Genomic DNA, 24,196 nt, shown 5'->3' with positions numbered 1-24,196 from the left:
GTGAGAGGTCAAGCCGTCGACAGTGACCTTTGTCCCTCGAGCTTCATGCGCAAGCTTGTCGCTCAGGGCACAAGGACGTCCTCGGACGCCGCCAAATCTGGGTGCCGCGTCCTGAGTGCGACGCGCGTTTCGCTGGCTTTTCGGCGCGCGGCTGTCAGCTCCGCCATCGCCTGTTGGTCGTCGATGCGCCCGAGATCGGCACCGCCGAATTCATAATCGAAGGGCACGTCGTGAAGTTCAGGATCGACTTGGAAGATAATATCGTTAACCGCAAAGCTGTTTTTGCGATAGCCTTCTTCGATTGAAAGAGACAGAGATATCAGATGTCGACTGTTGAAGGGCGACATGAAGAAATTTCGCGTAAGCGCGGGGAAAATGAGCCCGATTGTCGAGCTGTAGTATATTTCGAGGAACATAAGATCGACTTGGCGTTTCGCAGCGTTTTCCGGAAGCGTTTCGACCCAGTTCTGATATTCGGGTAGAAACGTCCTGTATGTCTTGCGGTCGAACGCTTTGCCCGGAACGATCAGCAGTCGTTTGACTTGCCAGCGCAGGTTATTTCGTCCGTCCTCGCCCAATTTGTCGATGAACACGGCACGCAACAAGTCGGTTTGGTGGCCACGCAGGATTACCATTCTATCCTCGAGGCATTCATGCAGCCCATGAGCGACTTCTCGGGTCAGCTTTTTCTTGAACCCGAGCGCGGCATGGAATTCGGCTTCGAACCGCGAAACATCCTCCTCAGAGACCTTGATATTCCGCTTGTCGTGGATTTCATGGTCGACCTGCAGGACCTTCGCGAGTGTTCCAGCGATCGTTGCGTCGATCCTGCTCGCGTAGTTATGGATATGCGTGAAAAATTGATCGAAGCCCGCGAGGTTCGTGCGCGATATCGAAGCGAGTAAGCGGCTATCCTGCCCTCCCGATAACGGGAGCGCAGTTTTGAAATTGGCGTTAATCTCTCCGATAACCTTCGAGGTTCGTTGAATTATTTCTTCGTAAATTTCGTCATGCGATCGATCTGTCGTGAAATCCTCGTCGCGCGGCCAAAAGCGAGTTTCGGAAAAGTCATTCAGATCGAGATAGAAATTCGGATTACCGCGGCGGACATCCTTATCGTAAGTGTGGAACAGGCTGTAATTGCCTTCGCCGCGCGCGATGAGAGAATGGTCGTATAGCGGATGGGGTGCCGCATCGCGCTCGATGCAAAGGGCAAGGCTTGAAGCGACCTGTCGCTCTTCACGGTCATAGACCATGCCATTCATACCGACTGCGTCACTGTAAAATCGTTTTGAATCGCCTTTGGCAATAAACACATTATACCGACCGGAAACGTAAAAGAGCCAGTCTTCGAAATCCTCGAAGAAGCTTTTGCGATCCAAATCCAGTGACGCGATTTTGTGGGTGCCCTTCACCAAGGTCGCGTTATCGACGCCGATACCGATGAAAAGGCCGAGCGCACGGCCATTGGCATCTTCCAGCTGCGAAACGCACACACCGTCGCCGACATGAAGGTGCCAGCCGCCGAAACTGAAACGCTTCAGGATCGTGTCCGTAATCTCACGTTTTGTCAGGAGATATTGCCAGCGCGAGATTCTTTCGAAATTGACTCCTGCTTTCGCGCAGTCGGACTCCGCTCTAATCGTCGTCATTCACAAATCTTTCTGAAAATAATGAATAGATTAAGATGCCGGTAAAATTCGTTACGATCCTATAATCCCGGACGGTCTTGTCAACGCTGCCGGTAGGGCGTCGACAAGAAACAGGGGCCTCCGTGTCGCCAACGACGTTCAGGGTCTGATCTGGCCAATAAACGAAACGCGCGCCGGGGCAGGGCCTCGGCGCGCGTTTTTGTTTTGGGGATTGCGGATTACTCCAGTTCGATCAGCAGATCCTTCGCGTCGATCTGGGCACCCGGCGAGACATGGATCGCCTTCACCGTGGCTTCGCGGTCGGAATGGATGCCCGTCTCCATCTTCATCGCTTCGATGGTCAGGAGCATATCACCCGGCTTCACCTTCTGGCCGACATTGACCGCGATCGAGGCGATCGAGCCCGGCATCGGCGCGCCGATATGGTTCGGGTTGCCCGCTTCGGCCTTCGGCTTCGCCGCCGTCGTCGCCTTCACCGCGCGGTTCGGGACGCGCACGGCGCGGGGCTGGCCGTTGAGTTCGAAATAGACCTTCACCTCGCCCAGCTCGTCGGTCTCGCCGGTGGTGAGATAGCGGATCTCCAGCGTCTTGCCGGGGTCGATCTCGGCGGAGATCTCGTCCTGCGGCTCCATCCCGTAGAAGAAGACCGGGGTGGGCAGGGTGCGCACCGGCCCATAGGCTTCGTGGCGGCTCGCGTAATCGGTGAAGACCTTGGGATACATCAGGTATCCCGCGAGATCCTCATTGTCGATTTCACGCCCGTCGAGCTGCTCGGAGACCTCCTTGCGGGCGGCTTCCAGATCGACCGGGGGCAGGTTCTTGCCGGGGCGCTCGGTCGAGGGATGCTCGCCCTTGAGCACCTTCTTCACAACCCCCTCGGGCCAGCCGCCGGGCGGTTGGCCGAGATTGCCGCGCATCATGTCGATGACCGAATCCGGGAAGGAGACATCCTTGGCCGGGTCGAGCACGTCTTCCTTCGACAGCCCCTGCGCGACCATCATCAGCGCCATGTCGCCCACGACTTTCGAGGACGGCGTGACCTTCACGATATCGCCGAAGATCTGGTTGGCGTCGGCATAGGCCTGGGCCACCTCGTGCCAGCGCTCTTCCAGCCCCAGCGAGCGCGCCTGCGCCTTGAGGTTGGTGAACTGGCCGCCGGGCATCTCGTGGAGATAGACCTCGGAGGCCGGGGCTTCGAGGCCGCTCTCGAAGGCTGCATATTGGTGGCGCACGGCCTCCCAATAGTTCGACATCATCCGGATCGCGTGGATATCGAGGCCGGTATCGCGCTCGGTATGGGCCAGCGCCTCCACGATCGAGCCGAGACAGGGCTGCGAGGTGCCGCCCGAGAAGGCGTCCATCGCCGCATCCACCGCGTCGACGCCTGCATCGGCGGCTGCGAGAATGGTCGCGCCCGCGATTCCGCTCGTGTCATGGGTGTGGAAGTGGATCGGGATATCGACCTCTTCCTTCAGCGCCGCGATCAGCTTGCGGGCGGCGGCGGGTTTCAGCAGGCCCGCCATATCCTTGAGACCCAGCACATGCGCGCCCGCGGCCTCCAGCTCCTTCGCCATGCCGATATAGTATTTCAGGTCATACTTGGCGCGGTCGGGATCGAGGATATCGCCGGTGTAGCAGATCGTGCCTTCGCAGATCTTGCCGCTCTCGATCACCGCATCCATCGCGACGCGCATGTTCTCGACCCAGTTCAGCGAGTCGAAGACGCGGAACACGTCGACGCCGCTCTCCGCCGCCTGCTTAACGAAGAACTGCACCACGTTGTCGGGGTAGTTCGTATAGCCCACGCCGTTCGAGGCACGCAGCAGCATCTGCGTCAGGATGTTGGGCATTTCCTCGCGGATGTCGCGCAGGCGCTGCCACGGGCATTCCTGCAAGAAGCGGTAAGCCACGTCGAAGGTCGCGCCGCCCCAGCATTCGACCGAGAACAGGTCACTGAGGTTCGAGGCATAGGCGGGGGCTGCCTTGATCATGTCGATCGAGCGCATCCGGGTCGCCAGCAGCGACTGGTGGCCGTCGCGCATCGTGGTGTCGGTCAGCAGAAGCTTCTTCTGCGCCTTCATCCAATCGGCGACCGCCTTCGCGCCTTCCTTCTCCAGCAGGTTCCGGCTGCCCGATTTTGCCTCATCCCTGAAGGCGGGCAGGCGCGGCGGTTTCGCCTCGGCATGGGGTTTGTTGCGGCCCGCGGTCTCGGGGTGACCGTTCACGGTGATATCCGCGATATAGGTCAGGATCTTGGTGCCCCGGTCGCGGCGCTGCTTGAAGTCGAACAGCTCCGGCGTCGTGTCGATGAACTTCGTCGTGTAGCTCATGTCGAGGAAGGTCGGGTGCTTGAGCAGGTTGATGACGAAGTCGATATTCGTGCTCACCCCGCGGATACGGAATTCGCGCAGGGCGCGGTCCATCCGGCGGATCGCCTGATCGGGGTCCTGCGCCCAGGCTGTGACTTTCACCAGAAGCGAGTCGTAGTAGCGGGTGATGACGCCGCCTGCATAGGCGGTGCCGCCGTCGAGGCGGATGCCGTTGCCGGTCGCCGAGCGATAGGCGGTCAGGCGGCCGTAATCGGGGATGAAGTTGTTCTGCGGATCCTCGGTGGTCACACGGCATTGCAGCGCGTGGCCCGACAGTTCGATCTCGTCCTGAGATTTGGCGCGGGTGGCCTCGGCCAGCGTCGCGCCCTCGGCGATCTTGATCTGGGCCTGCACGATGTCGATGCCGGTGACCTCTTCGGTCACGGTATGCTCGACCTGAACGCGCGGGTTGACCTCGATGAAGTAGAACTTGTCCGAGTCCATATCCATCAGGAATTCGACCGTGCCGGCGCATTCATAGCCGACCGCCTGACCGATCTTCAGCGCGAGCTGGCAGACCTCTTCGCGCTGTTCGTCCGAGAGATACGGGGCAGGGGCGCGTTCGACGACCTTCTGGTTGCGGCGCTGCACGGTGCAGTCGCGCTCGTAGAGGTGATAGAGATTGCCATGCGTGTCGCCCAGCAGCTGCACCTCGACGTGGCGCGCGCGGATGATCATCTTCTCGAGATAGCCCTCGCCATTGCCGAAAGCGGCCTCGGCTTCGCGACGGCCCTCGCGGACCTTCTCGACCAGTTCGTCCTCGCCGAGGATCGGGCGCATGCCGCGCCCGCCGCCGCCCCAGCTGGCTTTCAGCATCAGCGGGTAGCCGATCTCTGCGGCCTCTTTCTTGATCGCGTCGAAATCTTCGCCCAGCACCTCGGTCGCGGGGATGACCGGCACGTCGGCCTTTATCGCAACCCGGCGCGCCGAGGCCTTGTCGCCGAGCGCGCGCATCGTTTCGGCCTTCGGGCCGATGAAAGTGATGCCGGCGGCGTCGCAGGCTTCGACGAAATCGGGGTTTTCCGACAGCAGGCCATAGCCCGGATGGATCGCATCGGCGCCGCTTTCCTTGGCGACGCGGATGATTTCCTCGATCGAGAGATAGGCGCCGACGGGGGAGAGCCCTTCGCCAATGCGATACGCTTCATCGGCCTTGAAACGGTGCAGGCCCAACTTGTCCTCTTCGGCATAGACGGCGACCGTCTTTTTGCCGAGCTCGTTGGCGGCGCGCATCACTCGGATGGCGATCTCGCCACGGTTGGCCACGAGGATCTTGTTGAACATAGCGTTCTCCCTGTTGTCGAAAGTGGCGCTACGGTAGCGTTGCCGCGCCGCAGCGCAAGGGCCTACCTGCAAAGTTGGGCAAATTTACTGACCAAACCGCTCGGGTTTGCAAAGTCACGCTGCGCCACTGCAAGTCCGTCCCGGCCCGTCTGGGATTGACTAGACCGGCGCTCTGGGCAAGGTGGGGCGCATGATCGATCTGCGCCCGGTTGGATATATCATCGGAATGCTGACATCCGTGCTGGGGCTGACGATGCTTATCCCCGCAGCGGTGGATTTGGGATATGGCGCAGCGCATTGGCTGGTTTTCGTCGAAAGCGCGGTGCTGACGACCACGGCGGGGGCGCTGCTGGCGCTGGCCTCGCGTGACGGGCTGGCCCGGACGCTGTCGATCCATCAAAGCTTTCTGCTGACCTCGCTCGTCTGGCTGACGCTGCCCTTCTTCGGGGCGCTGCCTTTCATGCTGGGTGCGCCGCATCTGTCGCTGGTCGATGCCTATTTCGAGGCGATGTCGGGGCTGACCACGACCGGCACTACCGCGATTCCGCATCTCGACGGGTTGCCGCCGGGGGTGAACCTCTGGCGCGGGCTGCTGCAATGGCTGGGCGGTCTGGGGATCATCATCGTCGCGATGATCTTCCTGCCGGTGATGAAGGTCGGCGGGATGCAGTTCTTCCGTTCGGAAGGGTTTGATACGCTTGGGAAAATCCTGCCGCGCGCGATGGATATCTCGACCGCGCTGATCCGCATCTATGTCGGGCTGACCATCGCCTGCGCGCTGACCTATCTCGGGCTCGGGATGAAGGGGTTCGACGCGATCATGCATGCGCTCACCACGATGAGCACCGGCGGGTTTTCCAATTACGACGCCAGCTTCGCCACCTATAAGGGCGCGCCGGAATACGCGGCCTCGGTCTTCATGGCGCTGGCCGCGATGCCGTTCATCCGCTTCGTGCAGGTGATGCGCGGCGACACGATGCCGCTCTGGCGCGACCCGCAGGTGCGCGCCTTCCTGCGCTGGATGGGCTATGCGATCGCGATCATCGTGCTTTACCGGATGATCCGCCACGAGGCGTCCTTCTGGCCGACGCTGCGCGAGGTGACGTTCAACGTGGTCTCGACCTTCACCGGCACGGGCTATGCCTCGGAGGACGTGACCCAATGGGGGCATCTGGCCTTCACGATCCTGCTGATTTCCGGGCTGATCGGGGGCTGCACGGCCTCCACCGCCTGTTCGGTCAAGGTGTTCCGCTACCTGATCCTTCTCGAAGCGATCAAGGCGCAGATCCAGCGGCTCTACTCGCCGCACCGTCTGCTGAAGGTGCAATATGACGGCCGCCCGGTCGAGGATAGCGTGGTCAACTCGGTGATGGCGTTCTTCTCGTTGTTCATCCTGATTTTCGGGATGCTGATCATCGCGCTGACCTTCACCGGCCTCGGGACCGAGACCGCGATGACCGCCGCCTGGACCTCGATTGCGAATATCGGCCCTGCATGGGGGCCGGAGATCACCGCGAACGGCTCGGTCGCGGATTTCCCGGACAGCGCGAAATGGCTGATGAGTGCGGCAATGTGTATCGGGCGGCTCGAACTGATGAGCGTGCTCGTGCTGCTGCTGCCGCGCTTCTGGCGGGGCTGATCACTTCCAGCAGGAAATCTGCACCACCATCCCATCCGCGATCTGCTGCAGGTCTTCGGGGTCGCGATTGACCGAGATACCTGCCGCTTTCGGGGTAAAGCCATTGTCCGACAGGCCCGGCGCCATTGCCTTCGCCTGCAGCGCAACGGTCAGGTTGTCGGGCAGCACGCGATTGGCGTTGTCATTCGAAGGCAGCAACATCCCCACGACCGCGCCGGAGCCGTCGAGAACCGGTCCGCCCACATCGCCCGCGCGGGTCTGCGCCTCGATCCGGGCCTGATTGTCTTGCCCTTCCAGCCCCTTGAGAGCGGAGAGCGTGCCGAAATTCAGCACCGGCGCGGAGAGCGCTTCGGGATAGGAGAAGCCCGCCACCGCCACCTTGCTCCCGGCCATCGGGGCATCGGGGTTGAACTTCGCTACCTCCTTGGGCGCCAGCGTGTCATTCGGGGTCAGAACCGCATAGCCCTTGGCGCCGCCGTCGAAGCTGAGCGAGGCGGGGTGATCCTCGATGGTGATCCGCCCGCATTGGTCGAGCCCCTCGGCGGCAGTCAGCACATGGCCATCGGCATCGATGAAGAAGCCCGAGCGCGAGAAGATCGGCGCGCGCTTCTCGATGCCCGCCATCAGGGCGGCCCGCGTCACCGACATCGGCTGGCCGAGCGTCGCGTCGAGCGACGAGGTGCCGATGGGCGTGAAGCTCTTTTTCATCGCGTCGAGCACGCGAGCTCTGCGCTTGTCGTCCCCGGCGGGCCAGACCAGCGTGAAACCCTTGATCTGCCCGCGCGAGAGTTCCGCATGGGTGTAGGACTGCACCGCGCTGTTCTGGCCTTCGATGGTGAAGCTGTTGCCGCGGATGTTGCGCTCGCCCCCCGTCGGTACGATTTCGAGCGTCTGCATCGCGTCATAGAGGCCGCGCAGCCGGGCCGCATCGCCGGGCTGCGAGATCAGCAGAACCTGCACGCCGCTGCCATCCTTGGGCGTGTAATTCACGAAGGGCGCGTTGTAGCGGTCGAATTTCACCAGCCCCATCGGCAGGTCGATCCGGATGCCGGCCTGATCTTCGGTCACGGTCTGCAGCCCCAGCGCCGCGCGCTCGGAGGCGACCTCGTCCAGAAGCGCCGCCTGCTGGGTCGAGGACAGCACGCCGGTCGGCTCGTAATCGTTCTTCATCTGCCAGTCGGCGATCGAACTGCGGGTGCCGCGGCCGAAAATCCCGTCGATCGCGCCCTGATAGCTGCCTTCCCATTCCAGCGCGGTCTGGATGTCGCGCTTGGTCTGCGGATCGAGCGCAGCCTCCAGTCGGCGCGAGTCCCGCAGCGTCTCGACCGGTTCCGGCGCGGGGGTGACCTCCTGCGGGGCGGCGGCGGCTGTGGTGCCGGGGCTCACCGGCTCAGGCGCGGTGGCGGTGTCTTGGGCGGACGTATCCGGGGGCGTGGTCTGGCCATCCGATTGCGCGGTCGCATCCGGCCCGTCCAACGGCTCCACGTCGATCGGGGCAGGCATCGGCGCGCCGCGCACGTCGCTTTGAGTGTCGGCTTGCGGGACGGGCTGTTCGGGCGCCTGCGCGGGGGCGTTCAAGGTTGCGCCGACCGGCCAGAACTGCTGGCGGAAATTGTTGCCATCGGCCACGAAACTGTCGCGCGGGATCAGCCCCTCGCGGCGCAGAACCCGGCGGCGCGCATTCGCCTCCGCATCATCGGCAAAGGGGCCAAGAGCGATCGCGTACCAGCCGGAATCGAGCCGGAAACCGGTCGTGTCGGGGAACATGCCCGCCCAGTCGCGGGCGCGCGCTTCGGCTTGGGCGAGCGAGCTTTTCGCCTCGATCTGCACCCAGGCTTCGGCCCAGGCCGTGCCGGTCCAGAGCATACCGGTGAGGCTGGCGCCGACGACGATCGAAACTGTCCGTGAAATTGCCCGCATTGCTGCCCCCGTAATACCTGCTTTTCCCTCGACCTTAGCGCAACGAGGGGCGAGGTCACCCCCCAAACGCCCCCGACCGGGTCATGAAATCCGCCGTTGTGGGGCGGGGGCCTCAGCTTTGCCCGTCGAGTGGCGCAGATCGTCCGCCCTAATCCTTGCAGGGCGTTGACGCCCCCGTGCCCCTTGCCTAGAGAGAAGGCGCTTCAACGGAAGGTGCGAAATATGGCAAACCCGGACGCCCCGAAATCCTTTCAGGAAATCATCCTGCGCCTGATGAGCTATTGGGCCTCGAAAGGCTGCGCGGTGATGCAGCCTTATGACATGGAAGTGGGGGCAGGCACCTTCCACCCGGCGACGACGCTGCGCGCGCTCGGCTCCAAGCCCTGGGCGGCCGCCTATGTCCAGCCCTCGCGCCGTCCGACCGATGGCCGCTATGGCGAGAACCCGAACCGCCTGCAGCACTACTATCAGTATCAGGTGCTCATCAAACCGAGCCCGCCGGACCTGCAGGAGCTCTATCTCGGCTCGCTCCGCGCGATCGGGATCGACACCGAACTGCACGATATCCGCTTCGTGGAAGACGACTGGGAAAGCCCGACGCTCGGTGCGTGGGGGCTTGGCTGGGAGGTCTGGTGCGACGGTATGGAAGTCAGCCAGTTCACCTATTTCCAGCAGGTCGGCGGCCATGATTGCAAGCCGGTCTCGGGCGAACTGACCTACGGGCTCGAGCGTCTGGCGATGTATGTGCTGGGCATCGATCACGTGATGGATATGCCCTATAACGACCCGTCCGCGCCGATCGCGCTGAAATACGGCGACGTGTTCCGCCAGACCGAGCAGGAATATTCGCGCTGGAATTTCGACGTGGCCGACACCGAGACGCTGCTGCGCCATTTCGAGGATGCCGAGGCCGAATGCGAACGTATCCTCGCCTCGCCCGAAGCCGACGATGCGGGCCGCAAGATCATCATGGCGCATCCGGCCTACGACCAGTGCATCAAGGCGTCGCACCTCTTCAACCTGCTCGACGCACGCGGCGTGATCTCGGTCACCGAGCGTCAGGCCTATATCGGCCGGGTCCGCGCGCTGGCCAAGGCCTGCGCCGACGCTTTCGTGCAGACCGAAGCGGGCGGGGCCTCGCAGACTGAAGCCAACGAGGCTGTCGCGTGAATGGTAAGCTCATCGGAGGCGGCATCGTGGTAATCGCGCTCGTCTTCGGCGCGGTGGTCTATTATTCGCAGGAATACGGCTATTACGACGAGATCGCGCCGGGCTCCGACGCGGCGAAAGTCTCGTTGATGGAGCTGGACGGCACGACGCAGGACCCGTTGCAGGCCGAGGGCTACAAGGGGATCGACGCGGACAGCTCGCCCCTGCGCTACCGGGCCTGCTTCGACACCGACCTGTCGATTGCAACGGCGACCGAGACCTATGAGGTCTATGACCGACCGACCCCGCTGATCGGCCCGAAATGGTTCGACTGCTATGATGCGAAAACCATCGGCGCGGACCTCGAGGCAGGCCGCGCGGTGGCCTTCCTGTCGCAACACAACATCCACCCCGGCGTTGACCGCGTCGTGGCTCTTTATCCCGATGGCCGGGCCTATGTCTGGCACCAACTGAACGACGAAGCGGAGAAATGACATGCCCGATCTTCTGATTGAACTGTTCTCCGAAGAAATCCCCGCGCGGATGCAGCCGAAGGCCCGTGAGGATCTGAAGAAACTGATCACCGATGGCGTTGTCGAGGCAGGTCTGACCTATGCCTCCGCCGGCGCTTTCTCGACCCCGCGCCGCCTGACGCTGACCGTCGAAGGGCTGACCGCCAACTCGCCGACGCTTCGCGAAGAGCGCAAGGGCCCGCGCACCGACGCGCCCGAGAAGGCGATCGAGGGCTTCCTGCGCTCGACCGGGCTGAGCATGGATCAGCTCGAGGCGCGCGACGACAAGAAGGGGCAGGTCTATTTCGCCGTGATCGAAAAGCCGGGCCGCCCCGCGACCGAGATCGTGGCCGAGGTGCTGGAGAAAACGATCCGCAACTTCCCCTGGCCGAAATCGATGCGCTGGGGCGAGGGCAGCTTGCGCTGGGTCCGCCCGCTGCATTCGATCCTCGCGATCCTGACCGACGAGGCCGGCGCGACCGTCGTGCCGCTCGACGTGGACGGGATCGAGGCGGGCGACACCACGCGCGGCCACCGCTTCATGGCGCCCGATGTGCTTCAGGTCTCGGGCTACGAGAGCTACGCCAAACAGTTGAAAGCCGCCAAGGTCATGCTCGACCCCAATGAGCGTGCCGAGGCGATCGACCACGACGCCGCGCAGATGGCCTTCGCCAAGGGCTGGGAAGTGGTGCCGGACAAGGGCCTTCTGGCCGAGGTCTCGGGCCTCGTTGAATGGCCCGTCACGCTGATGGGCGAGATCGACGGCGAATTCCTCGACCTGCCGCCCGAGGTGCTGCAGACCTCGATGAAAGAGCATCAGAAATTCTTCTCGGTGAAGAACCCCAAGACCGGCCGGATCGAGGGTTTCGTGACCGTGGCCAACCGCGAGACCGCCGATCACGGCGCGACCATCCTCGCGGGCAACCAGAAGGTGCTCTCGGCGCGTCTGTCGGACGCCAAGTTCTTCTGGGAAAACGACCTGCGCACCGTTCAGGCCCATGGGCTGGAAGGGATGGGCGCGGGGCTCGACGCCGTGACCTTCCACAACAAGCTGGGCAGCCAAGGCGACCGTATCCGCCGCATCGAAAACCTCGCGCGCGACATCGCGCAGATGGTCGACGCGAAGCCGGACCTCGCCGCCGAGGCCGCCCGCGTCGCCAAGTCCGACCTGCGCTCGGAAATGGTCTATGAATTCCCGGAACTGCAGGGCGTGATGGGCCGCTACTACGCACAAAAGGCCGGGCTGTCCGACGCCGTCGCGGATGCCTGCCGCGACCACTACGCGCCGCTGGGTCCGTCCGATGCTGTGCCGTCCGAGCCCGTCTCGGTCGCAGTCGCGCTCGCCGACAAGATCGACACGCTGACCGGCTTCTGGGCGATCGACGAGAAGCCCACGGGGAGCAAAGACCCCTTCGCGCTGCGTCGCGCGGCATTGGGGGTGATCCGGTTGGTGCTGGCGAATGAGCTGCGTCTGAGTTTAAAGTTGTGGTTGCCTGTTCAACTTGCTGAGCATCTTGGCGTGAGCGCCGAAGATTTGGATCAAGAAACATCCACTCAGCAATTTAGGTCGAAAAAGGCCGAGGGTCTGTTTTCCGCATTCGAGGCTGGCTTTCTTCCAGAAGAGTATGCGCATCAACTATTGGCGAGCCTAGAGGCGGAGCAATCGGCCGAGACGAGCGCGCAGCGTGAACGGTTGGAGCGCTTGTTGAACCTGTTTGAGTTGGCCAAGAACCTCCTCTCCTTCTTCCACGACCGCCTCAAGGTCCACCTGCGCGATGCGGGTATTCGTCACGACGTGATCGATGCCGTGCTGGCCATGCCGGGCAGCGACGATCTCACCCTCGTGGTGAAGCGGGCCGAGGCGCTGTCGGACTTCTTCAAGACCGACGATGGCGAGAACCTGATCCAGGGCTTCAAGCGCGCGAACAACATTCTCACGCAGGCCGAGGAAAAGGACGGGGTGGAATACAGCTTCGGCGCCGATCCGAAATTCGCGGAAACGGACGAGGAAAAAGCCCTATTCGCCGCGCTCGACGCCGCCGAAGCCAAGATCTCCCCGGCGATGGCAGACGAAGATTTCGCCGCCGCGATGTCCGCGATGGCCGACCTGCGCGCGCCGATCGACGCCTTCTTTGAGGCGGTGCAGATCAACGCCGACAACCCGATCCTGCGGCGCAACCGTCTGAACCTGCTTTCGCGCATCCGGCAGATCTGTCTCGATGTGGCCGACCTCACCAAGATCGAAGGCTGATCCTTCCTCTTGGTGAAAATATCCCCGCCGGAGGCGCCCGCACGGCGCCTCCTGTCGCGGGGGTGGGACAGGGCGGGCGTGTGACGCGGCGTATCCTGTCCGAATGTCACACTTGCGAGGGCGGGGAATCAGCCTATCCTGCGTCGAGAGAGAAGGCGCGCTGCAATGCAGAAACCCGTTGAAAACGCTGATTTTGTGACACTTACGCCTTCGGCCTCGGTCGATAAGGCGCGTCACGGCTGGCGCGCGAAATGCCTTCAGCGGCTGATCCGGCTCGAACTTCCCGTCCCGAAAACCGTCGCTCTGCCCGCCGAAACCGTGCGCGCGATCGCCTCGGGACAGGTTTTCGACATGGCCGCGATCGCGGATTGCTTCGGGCCGGAGATGCTGGTCTCGGTCCGACCGAGCCCGGAAAATCCCGAATGGGGCGGGCCGGGCACGGTGCTCAATGTCGGCATGAATGACGACATGCATGCGGTGCTGTCGAACACGCATGGCAGCGAGGCCGCCGACGCGCTCTATCTGCGCTTCGTGCAGCTCTACTCGCTCCATGTGGCGCGGCTCGATCCGGATATGTTCCAGCAGGAGCCCGGGCCGGGCGCGCTGGAAGCCGCGCTCGATGCCTATGAAGAGGAAACCGACGAGCGGTTCCCGCAATCGGGCGCCCAACAGCTGGCCGAGGTGCTGCGCTCCATGGCGCGGGCCTGGGAGGGCACGACGGCGCGGCTCCTGCGGCAGGCCAAGGGCGCGCCGCCCGATGCGGTGCTGGGGCTTCTGGTGCAGGAGATGGCGCTGGGGATCGGGCCGGGCCTGTCGGGCTCGGGCACGATGCAATTCGTCGATAGCGTCACTGGCGCGCCGCAGATCACCGGGCGGTTCCGCGGCCAGAGCCAAGGTCGCACCAGCGCGGTCGAGACGCTCTATCTAACGTGCGACCCGCGCGGGGCCTCGCTCGAAGAGGCGGATGGCCGCGTCTTCGACACGCTGAAGGATTACGGCGCGCGCTGCCGGGTGAAGCTGCGCGAAGAGATGCAGATCGAGTTCACCATCGAGAGCGGCAAGGTCCATGTGATCGATGCGGTGCGGGTGCCGCGCTCGTCGCGGGCTGCCGTGCGTATCGCGGTGGCGCTGGCCAATGACGATGTGATCTCACGCGAGGATGCGCTGCTGCGGGTCGAGCCGCGCGCCATCACCGAGCTTCTGCACTATCAGGTCGATCCGCGTGCGCCGCGCGACGTGCTGGCGCGCGGGATCGCGGCCTCTCCGGGGGCGGCGACCGGCAAGATCGTGTTCTCTGCGGCCGCCGCGCAGGCCTCTGCGGCGCGCGACGAGCCCTGTATCCTCGTGCGCCGCGAAACCTCGCCCGAGGATATCCGCGGGATGCATGCCGCCGTCGCCGTGCTGACCGAGCGTGGCGGGATGACCTCCCACGCGGCGGTAATCGCGCGCGGTCTGGGCCTGCCCTGCATCGTCGGCGCCGAGATCGAGATCAACAGCCGCGAGCGCCAGTTCCGCGGCCCCAAGGGGCGGCTGTTCCGCGAGGGCGATACGGTCACGCTCGACGGGACCAATGGCGAGGTGCTGGTGGGGACGGCGGAGATGCTCGCGCCCGCGCTGGATGACGGGTTCCGCACGCTTCTGAGCTGGGCCGATCTGGTGCGCGATATCGGCATCCGCGCCAATGCCGACACGCCCGAGGATGCGCGCACCGCGCTGATGTTCGAGGCCGACGGGATCGGGCTGTGCCGGACCGAGCATATGTTCTTCGATGAAGACCGCCTGACGGTGATGCGCGAGATGATCTTCGCCGACGGGCCGGAAGATCGCCGTGCGGCCCTCGACCGGCTGCTGCCGATGCAGCGGGACGATTTCGGGGCGCTGTTCGAGCTGATGAAGGGGGAGCCGGTCTGCATCCGTCTCTTCGACCCGCCGCTGCACGAATTCCTGCCGCATGACCGCGAGGGGATGCGCGAACTGGCCGAGGCGCTGGACCGCCCGCTGTCCGAGGTCACGCGCCGGGTGGAGGCCCTGTCCGAGTTCAATCCGATGCTGGGGATGCGCGGCGTGCGCTTGGGCGTGACCGTGCCCGAGATCTACGACATGCAGGCCCGCGCGATCTTCGAGGCCACCGTGGAGGCGCTCCGCCGGGGCGCCGAGGTGGTGCCGGAGATCATGATCCCGCTCGTTTCTGCCTCGCGCGAGGTGGAGATCGTGAAAACCCGGGTCGATGCGGTCGCCGCCGCCGTGCGCACCGAGACCAAGGAAGATTTCACCTACCGCCTCGGCGTGATGGTGGAGACGCCCCGTGCGGCCCTGCGCGCCGGTGAGATCGCCGAACACGCGGCCTTCCTGTCCTTCGGGACCAATGACCTCACGCAGATGACCTATGGGCTCTCACGCGACGATGCGGGCCGCTTCATGTCGACCTATGTGAACCAGCAGGTCTATAGCGAAGACCCGTTCCATATCCTCGACGTCGAAGGGGTAGGGGAGTTGCTGCTGATCGGGGCTGCGCGCGGACGCTCCGCCCGGCCCGATGTCACGATCTCGGTCTGTGGCGAGCATGGTGGAAACCCCGAATCAATCGCCTTCTGCCGGGCTGCGGGATTCGATTATGTCTCCTGTTCGCCTTTCCGGGTGCCGGTCGCCCGTCTCGCCGCTGCCCATTTCGCACTCCTTGCGCCGCGTGGACGATCCTTTCCCTAGAGGTAAGGTCACAGAGGCGGAATTTTGGCCGTTTTTCTCAAATACCATTGGCAAATCGGCGCGCGTCGCGCTATGCGATTCGACAGGGACATCGCACGCAAATCACCGTGCATTTTGGCAAGATTCCGCCGTGACTCCGTAGGGAGTCGCGCATTTTTTCGTGAAAACCTAGACATGGATAGCTTCGTCCGGTAAGCGGTGCGCCGTCGCGGCTCAATGGGGGGTGCGCGGCGATTGACCTTATCGGAAGAAAACCATGTCACTGCTGAAAAGCTGGACGGGGGGTGCTGCCATCCTCCTCGCCCTCGCCGGAGGCTTGCGTGCCGAAGTCACGGTAAGCCAGTCGAACGACCCCACCGAGGTCGCCGAACAAGGACTGATGTCGGTCCTGTGGACGGAGCGCTCCGCGATGAGCGCGATCGACAAGCGACGCGTCACCGCGCTCACCATGGCGCCGGAACGGTCCAGGAAACAAGCGACCATGCCGGAAGTCCTGTCTGCCAAGTGGCTGTCCGCGCAACCCGCTGCCAAGGGTGGCGAGCAGTTCCAATGCCTCTCGCAGGCGCTTTACTTTGAAGCGCGTGGCGAAGGCGTGAAGGGCCAGCAGGCCGTCGCCGAGGTCATCCTGAACCGTGTCGACGATCCGCGCTTCCCCGGTTCGATCTGCGGCGTTGTCCATCAGGGCAACTCGCGCGCCTGCCAGTTCAGCTGGTATTGCGACGGTCGCTCCGACACCGTCCGCAACAAGAGCGCCTACGCCGAAGTCGCGAAAGTCGCCCGGGCGATGATCGACGGCGCGCCGCGCTCGCTGACCGACGGGGCGACCTACTTCCACACGCACGCCGTGCGCCCGAGCTGGTCGCGCCGCTTCGCGAAAACCGCGTCGATCGGCCATCACATCTTCTACGCCAACCCGATGCGCACCGCCTCGAACTGAGGCCGCGCTTTCAGGGGCCCGCGTCGCGGGCAGGCGATGAAATGACGGTTGAGGGTGGGCTTCGGTCCGCCCTTTTTCTATGCTCGACATGACTGAAAAATTCTCGAGGCGCGCATGAGTTCCGATATTTCCCTCGCCTTTTCGCATCCCGAAGCGCGGGCGGCGGCCTCTGCGCCCACCGACCCCCGGGATCGCATCTCGCTGCGCGACCATGTGGTGGAGGCCGATATCGGCGCCTTCCAGCAGGAGCGCGGCCATACGCAGCGCCTGCAATTCAATGTCGTGGTGGAGGTCCGGCCCACGCCGGAGCCGCTCGAGGACGATGTGGATCGCATCCTCTCCTATGACCGGATCACCGAGGCGATCGCGGCGGAGCTGGCCGAGGAGCGGGTGAACCTGCTGGAGACACTCGCAGCCGGCGTGGCCGAGCGTATCCTCGCCAGCCCGCAGGCGATGCGCGTCTTCGTGCGGATCGAAAAGCTCGACCGCGGCCCCGGTGCGCTCGGCGTCGAGATCGTGCGCTCCCGTGCCTCCGTCCCGGTGAAAAGCGTCGATGAGAGCGGGGTGGAGGAAAGCCTGCACCCGGTCGTCGCCTATCTGTCGAACGCGGCCATCGACGCGCCCGACCTCGCGGCGCGGCTCGACGTGCTGCAGGAGACGGGCCATCCGGTGATCCTTGCCGTGGGGCTGCCCGATAGCGCCGTGCCCGAAAGCGGGCAGGGGCCCACGCAGCGTCGCATCGACCTTCTCGCGATCGAGCAGAACGCATGGCGGCTCGCGGCCCGCGATCCGCGCTGCGTTGTGGTGGCGACCCGCACCGAGATCGACTGGGCGATGCGCCACGGCCAGATGGTCGTCTGGGCCCCTTCCAAGATCGTGCTGGACGCGACCGACGGCCCGAAAAGCCCCGCGCGCGACGCGATGGCGTTGGCGCTGTGGCTGGCCGAGCAGATGGCCGCGACCCGGCTGGAAGTTCACGGGACTGTTTCAGCCCCGGCAGGAAGCCGCGTGCCGGTCGAGGTGCGCCCGCTCTGAACGGCTTGAACTCTCGGGCGCAATCGGGTGAATGGTGCGCATGGAGAAGCTCTATTATCGACCCGTCGCCCGAACCGACTCCGCCCGTCCCGATACGGCCCTGACCCTCGCCGGGGGCTGGTGCTGGTTCGATGAGGTGGAGATTCTGCGCCGCGATGGCGAGCCCGAGATCATCCCCGCGGCCCATCTGCCCGAAGAGGTGATGGAGCGGCTTTGCAATCCGCGCACCCCGGTCGCCGGGATCACGCTCGACGCGCCCCGGATCATGGGCATCCTGAACGTTACCCCCGACAGCTTCTCCGATGGCGGGCGCTTCGACGTTGAGGACGCCGCGATCGAGCGCGCCGTCGCGCTGCGCAAGATGGGCGCCGACATTCTCGACATCGGTGGCGAGTCGACGCGTCCCGGCGCTACGGAAGTTGAGGAAGACGAAGAGATCGCCCGCACCGCGCCGGTGATCGCGGCGCTGCGCGATGCCGATTTCGACGCGCCGATCTCCATCGACACCCGCAAGTCGCTGGTCGCCGATCAGGCGCTGGAGGCGGGGGCCGCGATGCTCAACGACGTCTCCGCGATGGAATTCGATCCGGCGATGGTCGAGGTGGCGCAGGTCTCCGGCGCGCCGATCTGCCTGATGCATGCGCAGGGCCTGCCCGAGACGATGCAGGACGATCCGCGCTACACGGATGTTCTGCTCGACGTCTACGACTATCTCGAAGACCGCATCGCGCTGGCCGAGGATTACGGCATCGCGCGCGAGGCGATCATCGCCGACCCCGGGATCGGCTTCGGCAAGACCGCGCAGCACAATCTCGCCCTGATCCGCGGTCTCAGCCTGTTTCACGGGCTGGGCTGCCCGGTCCTGCTCGGCGTGTCGCGCAAGCGCTTCATCGGGGCAGTGGGCGGTGCCGAGGAGGCCGATAGCCGCGCCCCCGGCACTTTGGCCGTGACGCTCGCCGGGCTCGATCAGGGCATTCAAATTCACCGCGTCCACGATGTGGCCGAGATCGCCCAAGGCATCCGGCTCTGGGACGCGATCAAAAGAGGTTTTGAGGAATGAGCAGGAAGCTTTTCGGCACCGATGGTGTCCGCGGCGAGGCCAATTCCGGCAACATGACCGCCGAGATGGCGCTGAAACTGGGCGCTGCGGCGGGCCGCTATTTCCGGCAGGACGACTCGCGCGGCCACCGCGTGGTGATCGGCAAGGACACGCGCCTCTCGGGCTACATGTTCGAGAACGCGCTGACGGCGGGTCTGACTTCGACGGGTATGAACGTGCTGCTGCTCGGCCCGGTGCCGACGCCCGCCGTGGGCTACCTGACCCGCTCGATGCGCGCCGATATGGGCATCATGATCTCCGCCAGCCACAACCCGGCCAAAGATAACGGGATCAAGTTCTTCGGTCCCGACGGGTTCAAGCTCAGCGACGAGGCCGAGACCGAGATCGAGGCGATGCTGGACACCGATATCCGTCTCGCGCGCCCCGAGAATATCGGCCGCGCCAAGCGGATCGACGACGGTCTGGGGCGCTATGTCGAATATGCCAAGACCACCTTCCCGAAACTGCGCAAGCCCGACCTGAAAGTGGTCGTCGATTGCGCCAATGGGGCGGCCTATCGCGCGGCCCCCGATGTTCTGTGGGAGCTGGGCTGCGAAGTGATCCCGGTCGGCGTCTCGCCCGACGGGCGCAACATCAATGACGGTTGCGGCTCGACCCATGTCAGCACCTGCGCCGAGGCCGTGGTGGCGCATGGCGCAGATCTTGGCATCTCGCTCGACGGCGACGCGGACCGGGTGATGATCATCGACGAGACCGGCCATGTCGCCGATGGCGATCAGATCATGGCGCTGTTCGCGAAACGCTGGGCCGAGTCCGGTCAGCTGTCCGGCGGCGCGCTGGTGGCGACCGTGATGTCCAACCTTGGTCTGGAGCGTTTCCTTGAGGCCGAGGGGCTGCGGCTCGAGCGCACCAAGGTCGGCGACCGCTACGTGGTCGAGCGGATGCGCGAAGGCGGCTTCAATCTGGGCGGCGAGCAATCGGGCCATATCGTCATGACCGATTACGCCACGACCGGCGACGGTCTGATGGCGGGGCTGCAATTCCTCGCCGCGATGGTCGAGACCGATCAACGAGCCTCGGACCTCGTGCGGCAATTCGAGACCGTGCCGCAAATGTTGAAAAACGTAAGGTATCAGGCGGGGCAGGAGCCTCTGAGCGCCGATAATGTTGCAAAAGCGATATTGGACGCGGAGAACCGTTTGAACGGTCAGGGCCGTCTTCTGATCCGCAAATCCGGCACCGAGCCGCTGATCCGCGTGATGGCGGAATGCGAGGACGAGGGCCTGCTGGAAGCGACCGTCGACAGCATCGTCGCCGCCGTCGAGGCCGAAACCGCGTAAGGGGGGCTCTGCCCCCTCTGGCTTCGCCATTCACTCCCGGGATATTTTGAAAGAGCGAAGCAGGGGGCGCGCGCCCCCTTTTTGCTTACCCGCCGTAGAGCCGCAGCCCCAGCCAGATCAGGGCGACCGCTTCGAACACGGTCCAGAGCACGCCGACCCAGCGCCAGAAAGTCGGGCCGGCCTCTGCGCGCCAGACCGAGCCGGTCAGACCGATCAGCACCGCGATCCGGTAGACCCCGGCGGCCACGGCGAAGCTTCCGAAGAACGCACCAAGATGGCCCGGCGAGATCAGCGCGGTGAACAGCGCAAAGATCACGATCAACGGCACCACCACCAGCGCGGGCCCGTAATTGCCCGCCCAGAACGTATCTCCCGGCGCGAGTCGCCCGGCGAAGAGATCGCCGAACCATTTCGGGGTGAAGAATTTTGCGCGCTCCTCGAAGATCGCTTCGAGTTCCTCGTGGTCGGGTTCGGCCATCTGCTTCCCTTTCAATTCGCGGAACTGTGACAAGAAACCCGTAGCCCCGCAAGGCGACGCGCTGCCGCGGTCAGCGTCTGGAGTGACCAAAACGTGACTGAACTTCAAGGCCTTCCGCCGCTTTGGAGCAATGGAGGGGCGATATTTACCGGAGGTGCGTCATGGACCAATCATCCATTTTTCCCACATCAGATTTCTGGCCGCTCGCGATCGGCTTCCTATCGCTCTCGATCAACTATTTCGTCCAGGGCGGCGCGGCCGTCGCGAAGGGCCCGAGCTGGTCCGGCGACCCGCTGGCGCAGGAGCGCACCTTGGGGCTCTGGGGCGTCTTCCTCGGCGGGTTCGGCCAGCTTCTGACCGGCATCTACCTGATGGTCGGCCTGACTTGGTTTCCGGTCTTCGCCAATGCCGCGCCGCTCTACATGGCGGCTGTCGCCTTCTCGCTCTACGGCATCCACTGGTTCGTCATCGGCCTGCGTCGCTACACCCATTCCGATCCCGGGCCCGAGGCATGGATGGCGATCCCGCTGTTCGGGTTGAGCGCGATGGGTACGATCTCGTTCTGGGGCAATGGCGACATCCCCGCCGCGATCCTCTTCATCGGCCTCATGCTGATCTATCTCGCCGAATTCGGCGCGCGCTGGACCAATAGCGAGACGGCGGAAAAAGCGGGCGGCGTGTTCCAGCTGCTGACCGGCGTGTGGCTGTTCTACCTCGCCTGGGGCGTGACGATGAACATGGCCAACGGCGCGAGCTACTGGGTGTAACCACGCCAAAAAAGAACCCCCGGCGCATAGGCCGGGGGTCCAATCTCGTCGCTGTCGTGCAGATCAGTTGCGCGACTTGTCGACCATCTTGCCCTTGGAGATCCAGGGCATCATGGCGCGCAGCTTCTCGCCGACTTGCTCGATTTCGTGCTCGTCGTTGATGCGACGGGTCGCCTTGAAGAAGGGCTGGCCGACCGCGTTTTCCTGCATGAAGTCACGCACGAACTTGCCGGTCTGGATGTCGGTCAGGACGTCCTTCATGCGCTTCTTGGTTTCCTCGTAGGGGAGGATGCGCGGACCCGAGACATACTCGCCATATTCGGCGGTGTTCGAGATCGAGTAGTTCATGTTCGCGATGCCGCCTTCATAGATCAGGTCGACGATCAGCTTCACTTCGTGGAGGCACTCGAAATAGGCCATTTCCGGCTCGTAACCGGCTTCCACGAGGGTCTCGAAGCCCATACGGATCAGTTCGACGAGGCCGCCGCAGAGAACCGCTTGCTCGCCGAAGAGGTCGGTTTCGCATTCCTGACGGAAGTTGGTCTCGATGATGCCCGAGCGGCCGCCACCGATGGCCGAGCAGTAGCTCAGCGCGATGTCCTGCGCCTTGCCGGTCGCGTCGTTTTCGACCGCGAAGAGGCACGGCACGCCGCCGCCCTTGGTGTATTCGCCGCGCACGGTGTGACCCGGGCCTTTCGGCGCCATCATGATCACGTCGATGCCGGGCTTCGGCTCGATCAGGCCGAAATGCACGTTCAGGCCGTGGGCGAACGCGATCGCCGAGCCGTCTTTCAGGTTGTCATGGACGTACTTCTTGTAGGTCTCGGCCTGAAGTTCGTCGGGCATGGTGAACATGATCACGTCGCACCAGGCAGCCGCTTCGGCGATACCCATCACCTGCAGGCCTTCGCCTTCGGCTTTCGCTTTCGAGGGCGAGCCGTCGCGCAGCGCCACGGCCACGTTCTTCGCACCCGAGTCGCGCAGGTTCAGCGCGTGGGCGTGGCCCTGCGAGCCATAGCCGAGAATGGCGACTTTCTTGTCCTTGATCAGGTTCACATCGCAATCGCGATCATAATAGACGCGCATGGCGTTCCTCCTTTTTGTCTGAGGGTGAGAATAGGAGGTTCTGCGGAAATATGCGTTCAGAAGTTGAGCGTATCCGCCAAAGAGGCTAAAAGCTATTCGCGCTTTTGGATAAAATCGGAAAATTCATGCAGATCGACGATACGGACCGACGGATATTGCGTCAGATGATGGCGGAGCCGGGTCTTCCCTCGGCCGAACTGGCCGAGCGCGCGGGCGTCACGCCCGCGACCTGTTGGCGCCGGATTGAGAAACTGCGCGAAGGCGGGGTGATCCGTGGCGAAGAGGCTTTGATCGACTGGCACGCGCTCGGCTGGGCGGTCGAGGTGTCCCTGCGCTTCACCTTGGATAAGACCAATCCGCGCGCCTTCGACGAATTCATCGCCGCCGCGCGCGAGGTTCCGGAAGTCATTGAAATCCAAAGCTTCCTCGGCTCCACCGATATGCGCCTGCAGGTCATCGCCCGCGACATGGCGCATTATCAGGAGATCTACCGCAACCGCATCCTGACCTTGCCGCATATCGCCGAACTCGACGCCCTGATGCTGATCTCGACGATCAAATCCAGTGCGGAGCTGCCGATATGAGCCTCGATCTCGACGATTTCGACCGCCTGCTGCTGCGGGCGCTGAGCCGCGATTCCACACAGAGCGCGGGCGCGTTGGGGCGCAAGCTCGGGCTCTCTCAGCCCGCGACATGGCGCCGAATCCGCCGGATGCAGGAGGCGGGCGTGATCGCGGGGCGCCGCGTGATCGTCGATCCCGAGGCGCTGGGGTTCGGCGTGACGGTCTTTCTGGGCGTGAAGCTCGCCGCGAAAGGTCGCGTCAGCCTTGAGGATTTCGAACGCGCAGTGACCGCGATCCCCGAGGTGCAGCTCGTGCAGCACGTCCTCGGGCTCTTCGATTACCGGCTGCGCGTCACTGCGCGCGATTTGCCCGATTTCGAACGGGTTTTGCGGCGTCGGATCATGACCTTGCCCGGTGTCGGGCAGGTCGAGGCGAATGTGCTGCTCAACGAAGAACGTCGTCCCGGCCCCTTGGGTTGATTCATTACAGTTGAAAAATTGGGCAAACTGCGCGTGAAATGGGCGCAGCTGCCGTTGTGCTTTGGTCAAAGCCAAATCTGCGCGAGCAAGGCATGGACCGCTTCGTTGGTGCGGTTTTGGATTGGGAGGGAGGGACCCATGTTCGACGCGAAAATACAGACTACGGCTGCAGTCGAGATGCAGCGTTCGCGCGGCGTGGCGCGGGCCGCCTTTTCCGGTGCACGGCTGACCGGCCTCCATCAAAGCGGGTCCGCGAAAGCCATTCTGCCGCGCGTTCCGGGCGCGGCAGAAGTGGTTTTCCTGAATACTTCCGGTGGTTTGGCCTCTGGGGACCGGCTTTCCTACAAGACCGATCTGGAAGATGGCGCGAAGCTCGTGGCGACGACCCAGGCCGCCGAGCGCGCCTATCGCGCCGATGGTGATCAGGCGCAGGTCGAGGTACATCACAATGTCGGCGCCGGGTGCCATCTCGATTGGCTGCCGCAAGAGACGATCCTCTTCGATCGCTCGAAACTTGCGCGCGACACGACGATTTCGCTGGCCGCCGATGCGTCCTGCCTGATGCTCGAGGCGGTGGTTCTGGGCCGGATCGCAATGGGCGAGCGGGTTCAGGACTTGCAGTTTTTCGACATGCGCCGGATCGATCGCGCCGGAAAACCTGTGTTTTTCGAGCCCTTCTTGCTGAATTCCAACATTTTGGCCAAGGGCGCGCGCAATGCGGTTCTGGGCGAGGCGCGCGCTTTCGCGACGCTCGTTCTGTGCCAGCAAGGTGCGGAAGACGCGGTGGAGCCCCTGCGAGCGGTGCTCGATGAGCCGGGCGTCGAAGGGGCGGCTTCGGGGTTCGACGGGAAATGCGTCATTCGCCTGCTCGCGCGGGACGGTTGGCCGATGCGGCGACAAATTCTACGACTTTTCAATACGTTGCGACGCGGTGAAGCGGCGCCGCGCGTGTGGCAGATCTGAGGGAAT

18 protein-coding genes are annotated in these 24,196 nt (G+C 63.9%); 13 read left to right on the top strand and 5 right to left on the bottom strand.

What is annotated here, in order from left to right; all coding sequences use genetic code 11:
* Window positions 1-62 precede the first annotated feature (62 nt).
* Window positions 63-1,652, bottom strand: coding sequence for a hypothetical protein (locus tag AXZ77_RS14215; protein ID WP_098411649.1), 1,590 nt, complete (start codon window positions 1,650-1,652; stop codon window positions 63-65).
* Between the two features lie 218 nt (window positions 1,653-1,870).
* Window positions 1,871-5,305 carry a pyruvate carboxylase gene (locus AXZ77_RS14210; protein WP_098411648.1) on the bottom strand — a complete coding sequence of 1,145 codons (3,435 nt, stop codon included), beginning with the start codon at window positions 5,303-5,305 and terminating at the stop codon, window positions 1,871-1,873.
* Window positions 5,306-5,495: 190 nt separating this feature from the next.
* Between AXZ77_RS14210 and AXZ77_RS14205 the strand changes: the two genes are divergently transcribed.
* Window positions 5,496-6,944, top strand: a complete 1,449-nt coding sequence (locus AXZ77_RS14205) for a TrkH family potassium uptake protein (protein WP_098411647.1) — start codon at window positions 5,496-5,498, stop codon at window positions 6,942-6,944.
* Here AXZ77_RS14205 and AXZ77_RS14200 read toward each other — a convergent pair whose 3' ends face one another.
* Window positions 6,945-8,864 (bottom strand): trypsin-like peptidase domain-containing protein, encoded by a 1,920-nt coding sequence (locus AXZ77_RS14200; protein WP_098411646.1) that lies wholly within the window; start codon window positions 8,862-8,864, stop codon window positions 6,945-6,947.
* Between the two features lie 222 nt (window positions 8,865-9,086).
* Here AXZ77_RS14200 and AXZ77_RS14195 point away from each other — a divergent pair, with 222 nt between their 5' ends.
* From AXZ77_RS14195 to glmM, 8 genes are all read left to right on the top strand, one after another.
* The gene (locus AXZ77_RS14195) at window positions 9,087-10,034 is read left to right on the top strand and encodes a glycine--tRNA ligase subunit alpha (protein ID WP_098411645.1); all 948 of its coding nucleotides are present in this window, start codon (window positions 9,087-9,089) and stop codon (window positions 10,032-10,034) included.
* Entirely contained in the window at window positions 10,031-10,507 is a 477-nt protein-coding gene (locus AXZ77_RS14190) for a DUF6446 family protein (protein ID WP_078541861.1), read from the top strand. The genes AXZ77_RS14195 and AXZ77_RS14190 overlap by 4 nt, the downstream gene beginning before the upstream one ends.
* Before the next feature lies 1 nt (window position 10,508).
* Entirely contained in the window at window positions 10,509-12,776 is a 2,268-nt protein-coding gene (gene glyS, locus AXZ77_RS14185) for a glycine--tRNA ligase subunit beta (protein ID WP_098411644.1), read from the top strand.
* A 165-nt stretch (window positions 12,777-12,941) separates the two neighbouring features.
* Window positions 12,942-15,482, top strand: a complete 2,541-nt coding sequence (locus AXZ77_RS14180) for a putative PEP-binding protein (RefSeq protein WP_098411643.1) — start codon at window positions 12,942-12,944, stop codon at window positions 15,480-15,482.
* A gap of 256 nt (window positions 15,483-15,738) precedes the next feature.
* On the top strand, window positions 15,739-16,419 hold the full coding sequence (locus AXZ77_RS14175; protein WP_098411642.1) for a cell wall hydrolase: 681 nt from the start codon (window positions 15,739-15,741) through the stop codon (window positions 16,417-16,419).
* A 114-nt stretch (window positions 16,420-16,533) separates the two neighbouring features.
* The gene (locus tag AXZ77_RS14170; protein WP_098411641.1) at window positions 16,534-17,454 is read left to right on the top strand and encodes a dihydroneopterin aldolase; all 921 of its coding nucleotides are present in this window, start codon (window positions 16,534-16,536) and stop codon (window positions 17,452-17,454) included.
* Window positions 17,455-17,494: 40 nt separating this feature from the next.
* Complete coding sequence (gene folP / locus AXZ77_RS14165) at window positions 17,495-18,514, top strand: dihydropteroate synthase (RefSeq protein WP_083079030.1); 1,020 nt, start codon at window positions 17,495-17,497, stop codon at window positions 18,512-18,514.
* Window positions 18,511-19,854, top strand: a complete 1,344-nt coding sequence (gene glmM / locus AXZ77_RS14160) for a phosphoglucosamine mutase (protein ID WP_098411640.1) — start codon at window positions 18,511-18,513, stop codon at window positions 19,852-19,854. The genes folP and glmM overlap by 4 nt, the downstream gene beginning before the upstream one ends.
* Window positions 19,855-19,939: 85 nt before the next feature.
* Here the strand turns inward: glmM and AXZ77_RS14155 are convergent, their stop codons facing one another.
* Entirely contained in the window at window positions 19,940-20,332 is a 393-nt protein-coding gene (locus AXZ77_RS14155) for a hypothetical protein (protein ID WP_098411639.1), read from the bottom strand.
* 161 nt (window positions 20,333-20,493) lie between these two features.
* Here AXZ77_RS14155 and AXZ77_RS14150 point away from each other — a divergent pair, with 161 nt between their 5' ends.
* Window positions 20,494-21,099, top strand: coding sequence for a hypothetical protein (locus AXZ77_RS14150; protein WP_098411638.1), 606 nt, complete (start codon window positions 20,494-20,496; stop codon window positions 21,097-21,099).
* A gap of 63 nt (window positions 21,100-21,162) precedes the next feature.
* On the opposite strand, the gene ilvC is transcribed toward AXZ77_RS14150, so the two are convergent.
* Window positions 21,163-22,245, bottom strand: coding sequence for a ketol-acid reductoisomerase (ilvC, locus tag AXZ77_RS14145; RefSeq protein ID WP_098411637.1), 1,083 nt, complete (start codon window positions 22,243-22,245; stop codon window positions 21,163-21,165).
* A gap of 65 nt (window positions 22,246-22,310) precedes the next feature.
* Here ilvC and AXZ77_RS14140 point away from each other — a divergent pair, with 65 nt between their 5' ends.
* From AXZ77_RS14140 to AXZ77_RS14130, 3 genes are all read left to right on the top strand, one after another.
* Window positions 22,311-22,769: an Lrp/AsnC family transcriptional regulator gene (locus tag AXZ77_RS14140; protein WP_098411636.1), complete on the top strand. Its 459-nt coding sequence runs from the start codon at window positions 22,311-22,313 to the stop codon at window positions 22,767-22,769.
* Window positions 22,766-23,227 (top strand): Lrp/AsnC family transcriptional regulator, encoded by a 462-nt coding sequence (locus AXZ77_RS14135; RefSeq protein WP_098411635.1) that lies wholly within the window; start codon window positions 22,766-22,768, stop codon window positions 23,225-23,227. The genes AXZ77_RS14140 and AXZ77_RS14135 overlap by 4 nt, the downstream gene beginning before the upstream one ends.
* A gap of 177 nt (window positions 23,228-23,404) precedes the next feature.
* Window positions 23,405-24,190 carry an urease accessory protein UreD gene (locus AXZ77_RS14130; protein WP_255266563.1) on the top strand — a complete coding sequence of 262 codons (786 nt, stop codon included), beginning with the start codon at window positions 23,405-23,407 and terminating at the stop codon, window positions 24,188-24,190.
* Window positions 24,191-24,196 lie beyond the last annotated feature (6 nt).

The organism is Thioclava sp. ES.031, from assembly GCF_002563775.1.
GTDB lineage: Bacteria > Pseudomonadota > Alphaproteobacteria > Rhodobacterales > Rhodobacteraceae > Thioclava.
This window is presented reverse-complemented; position numbering and strand designations above follow the sequence as displayed.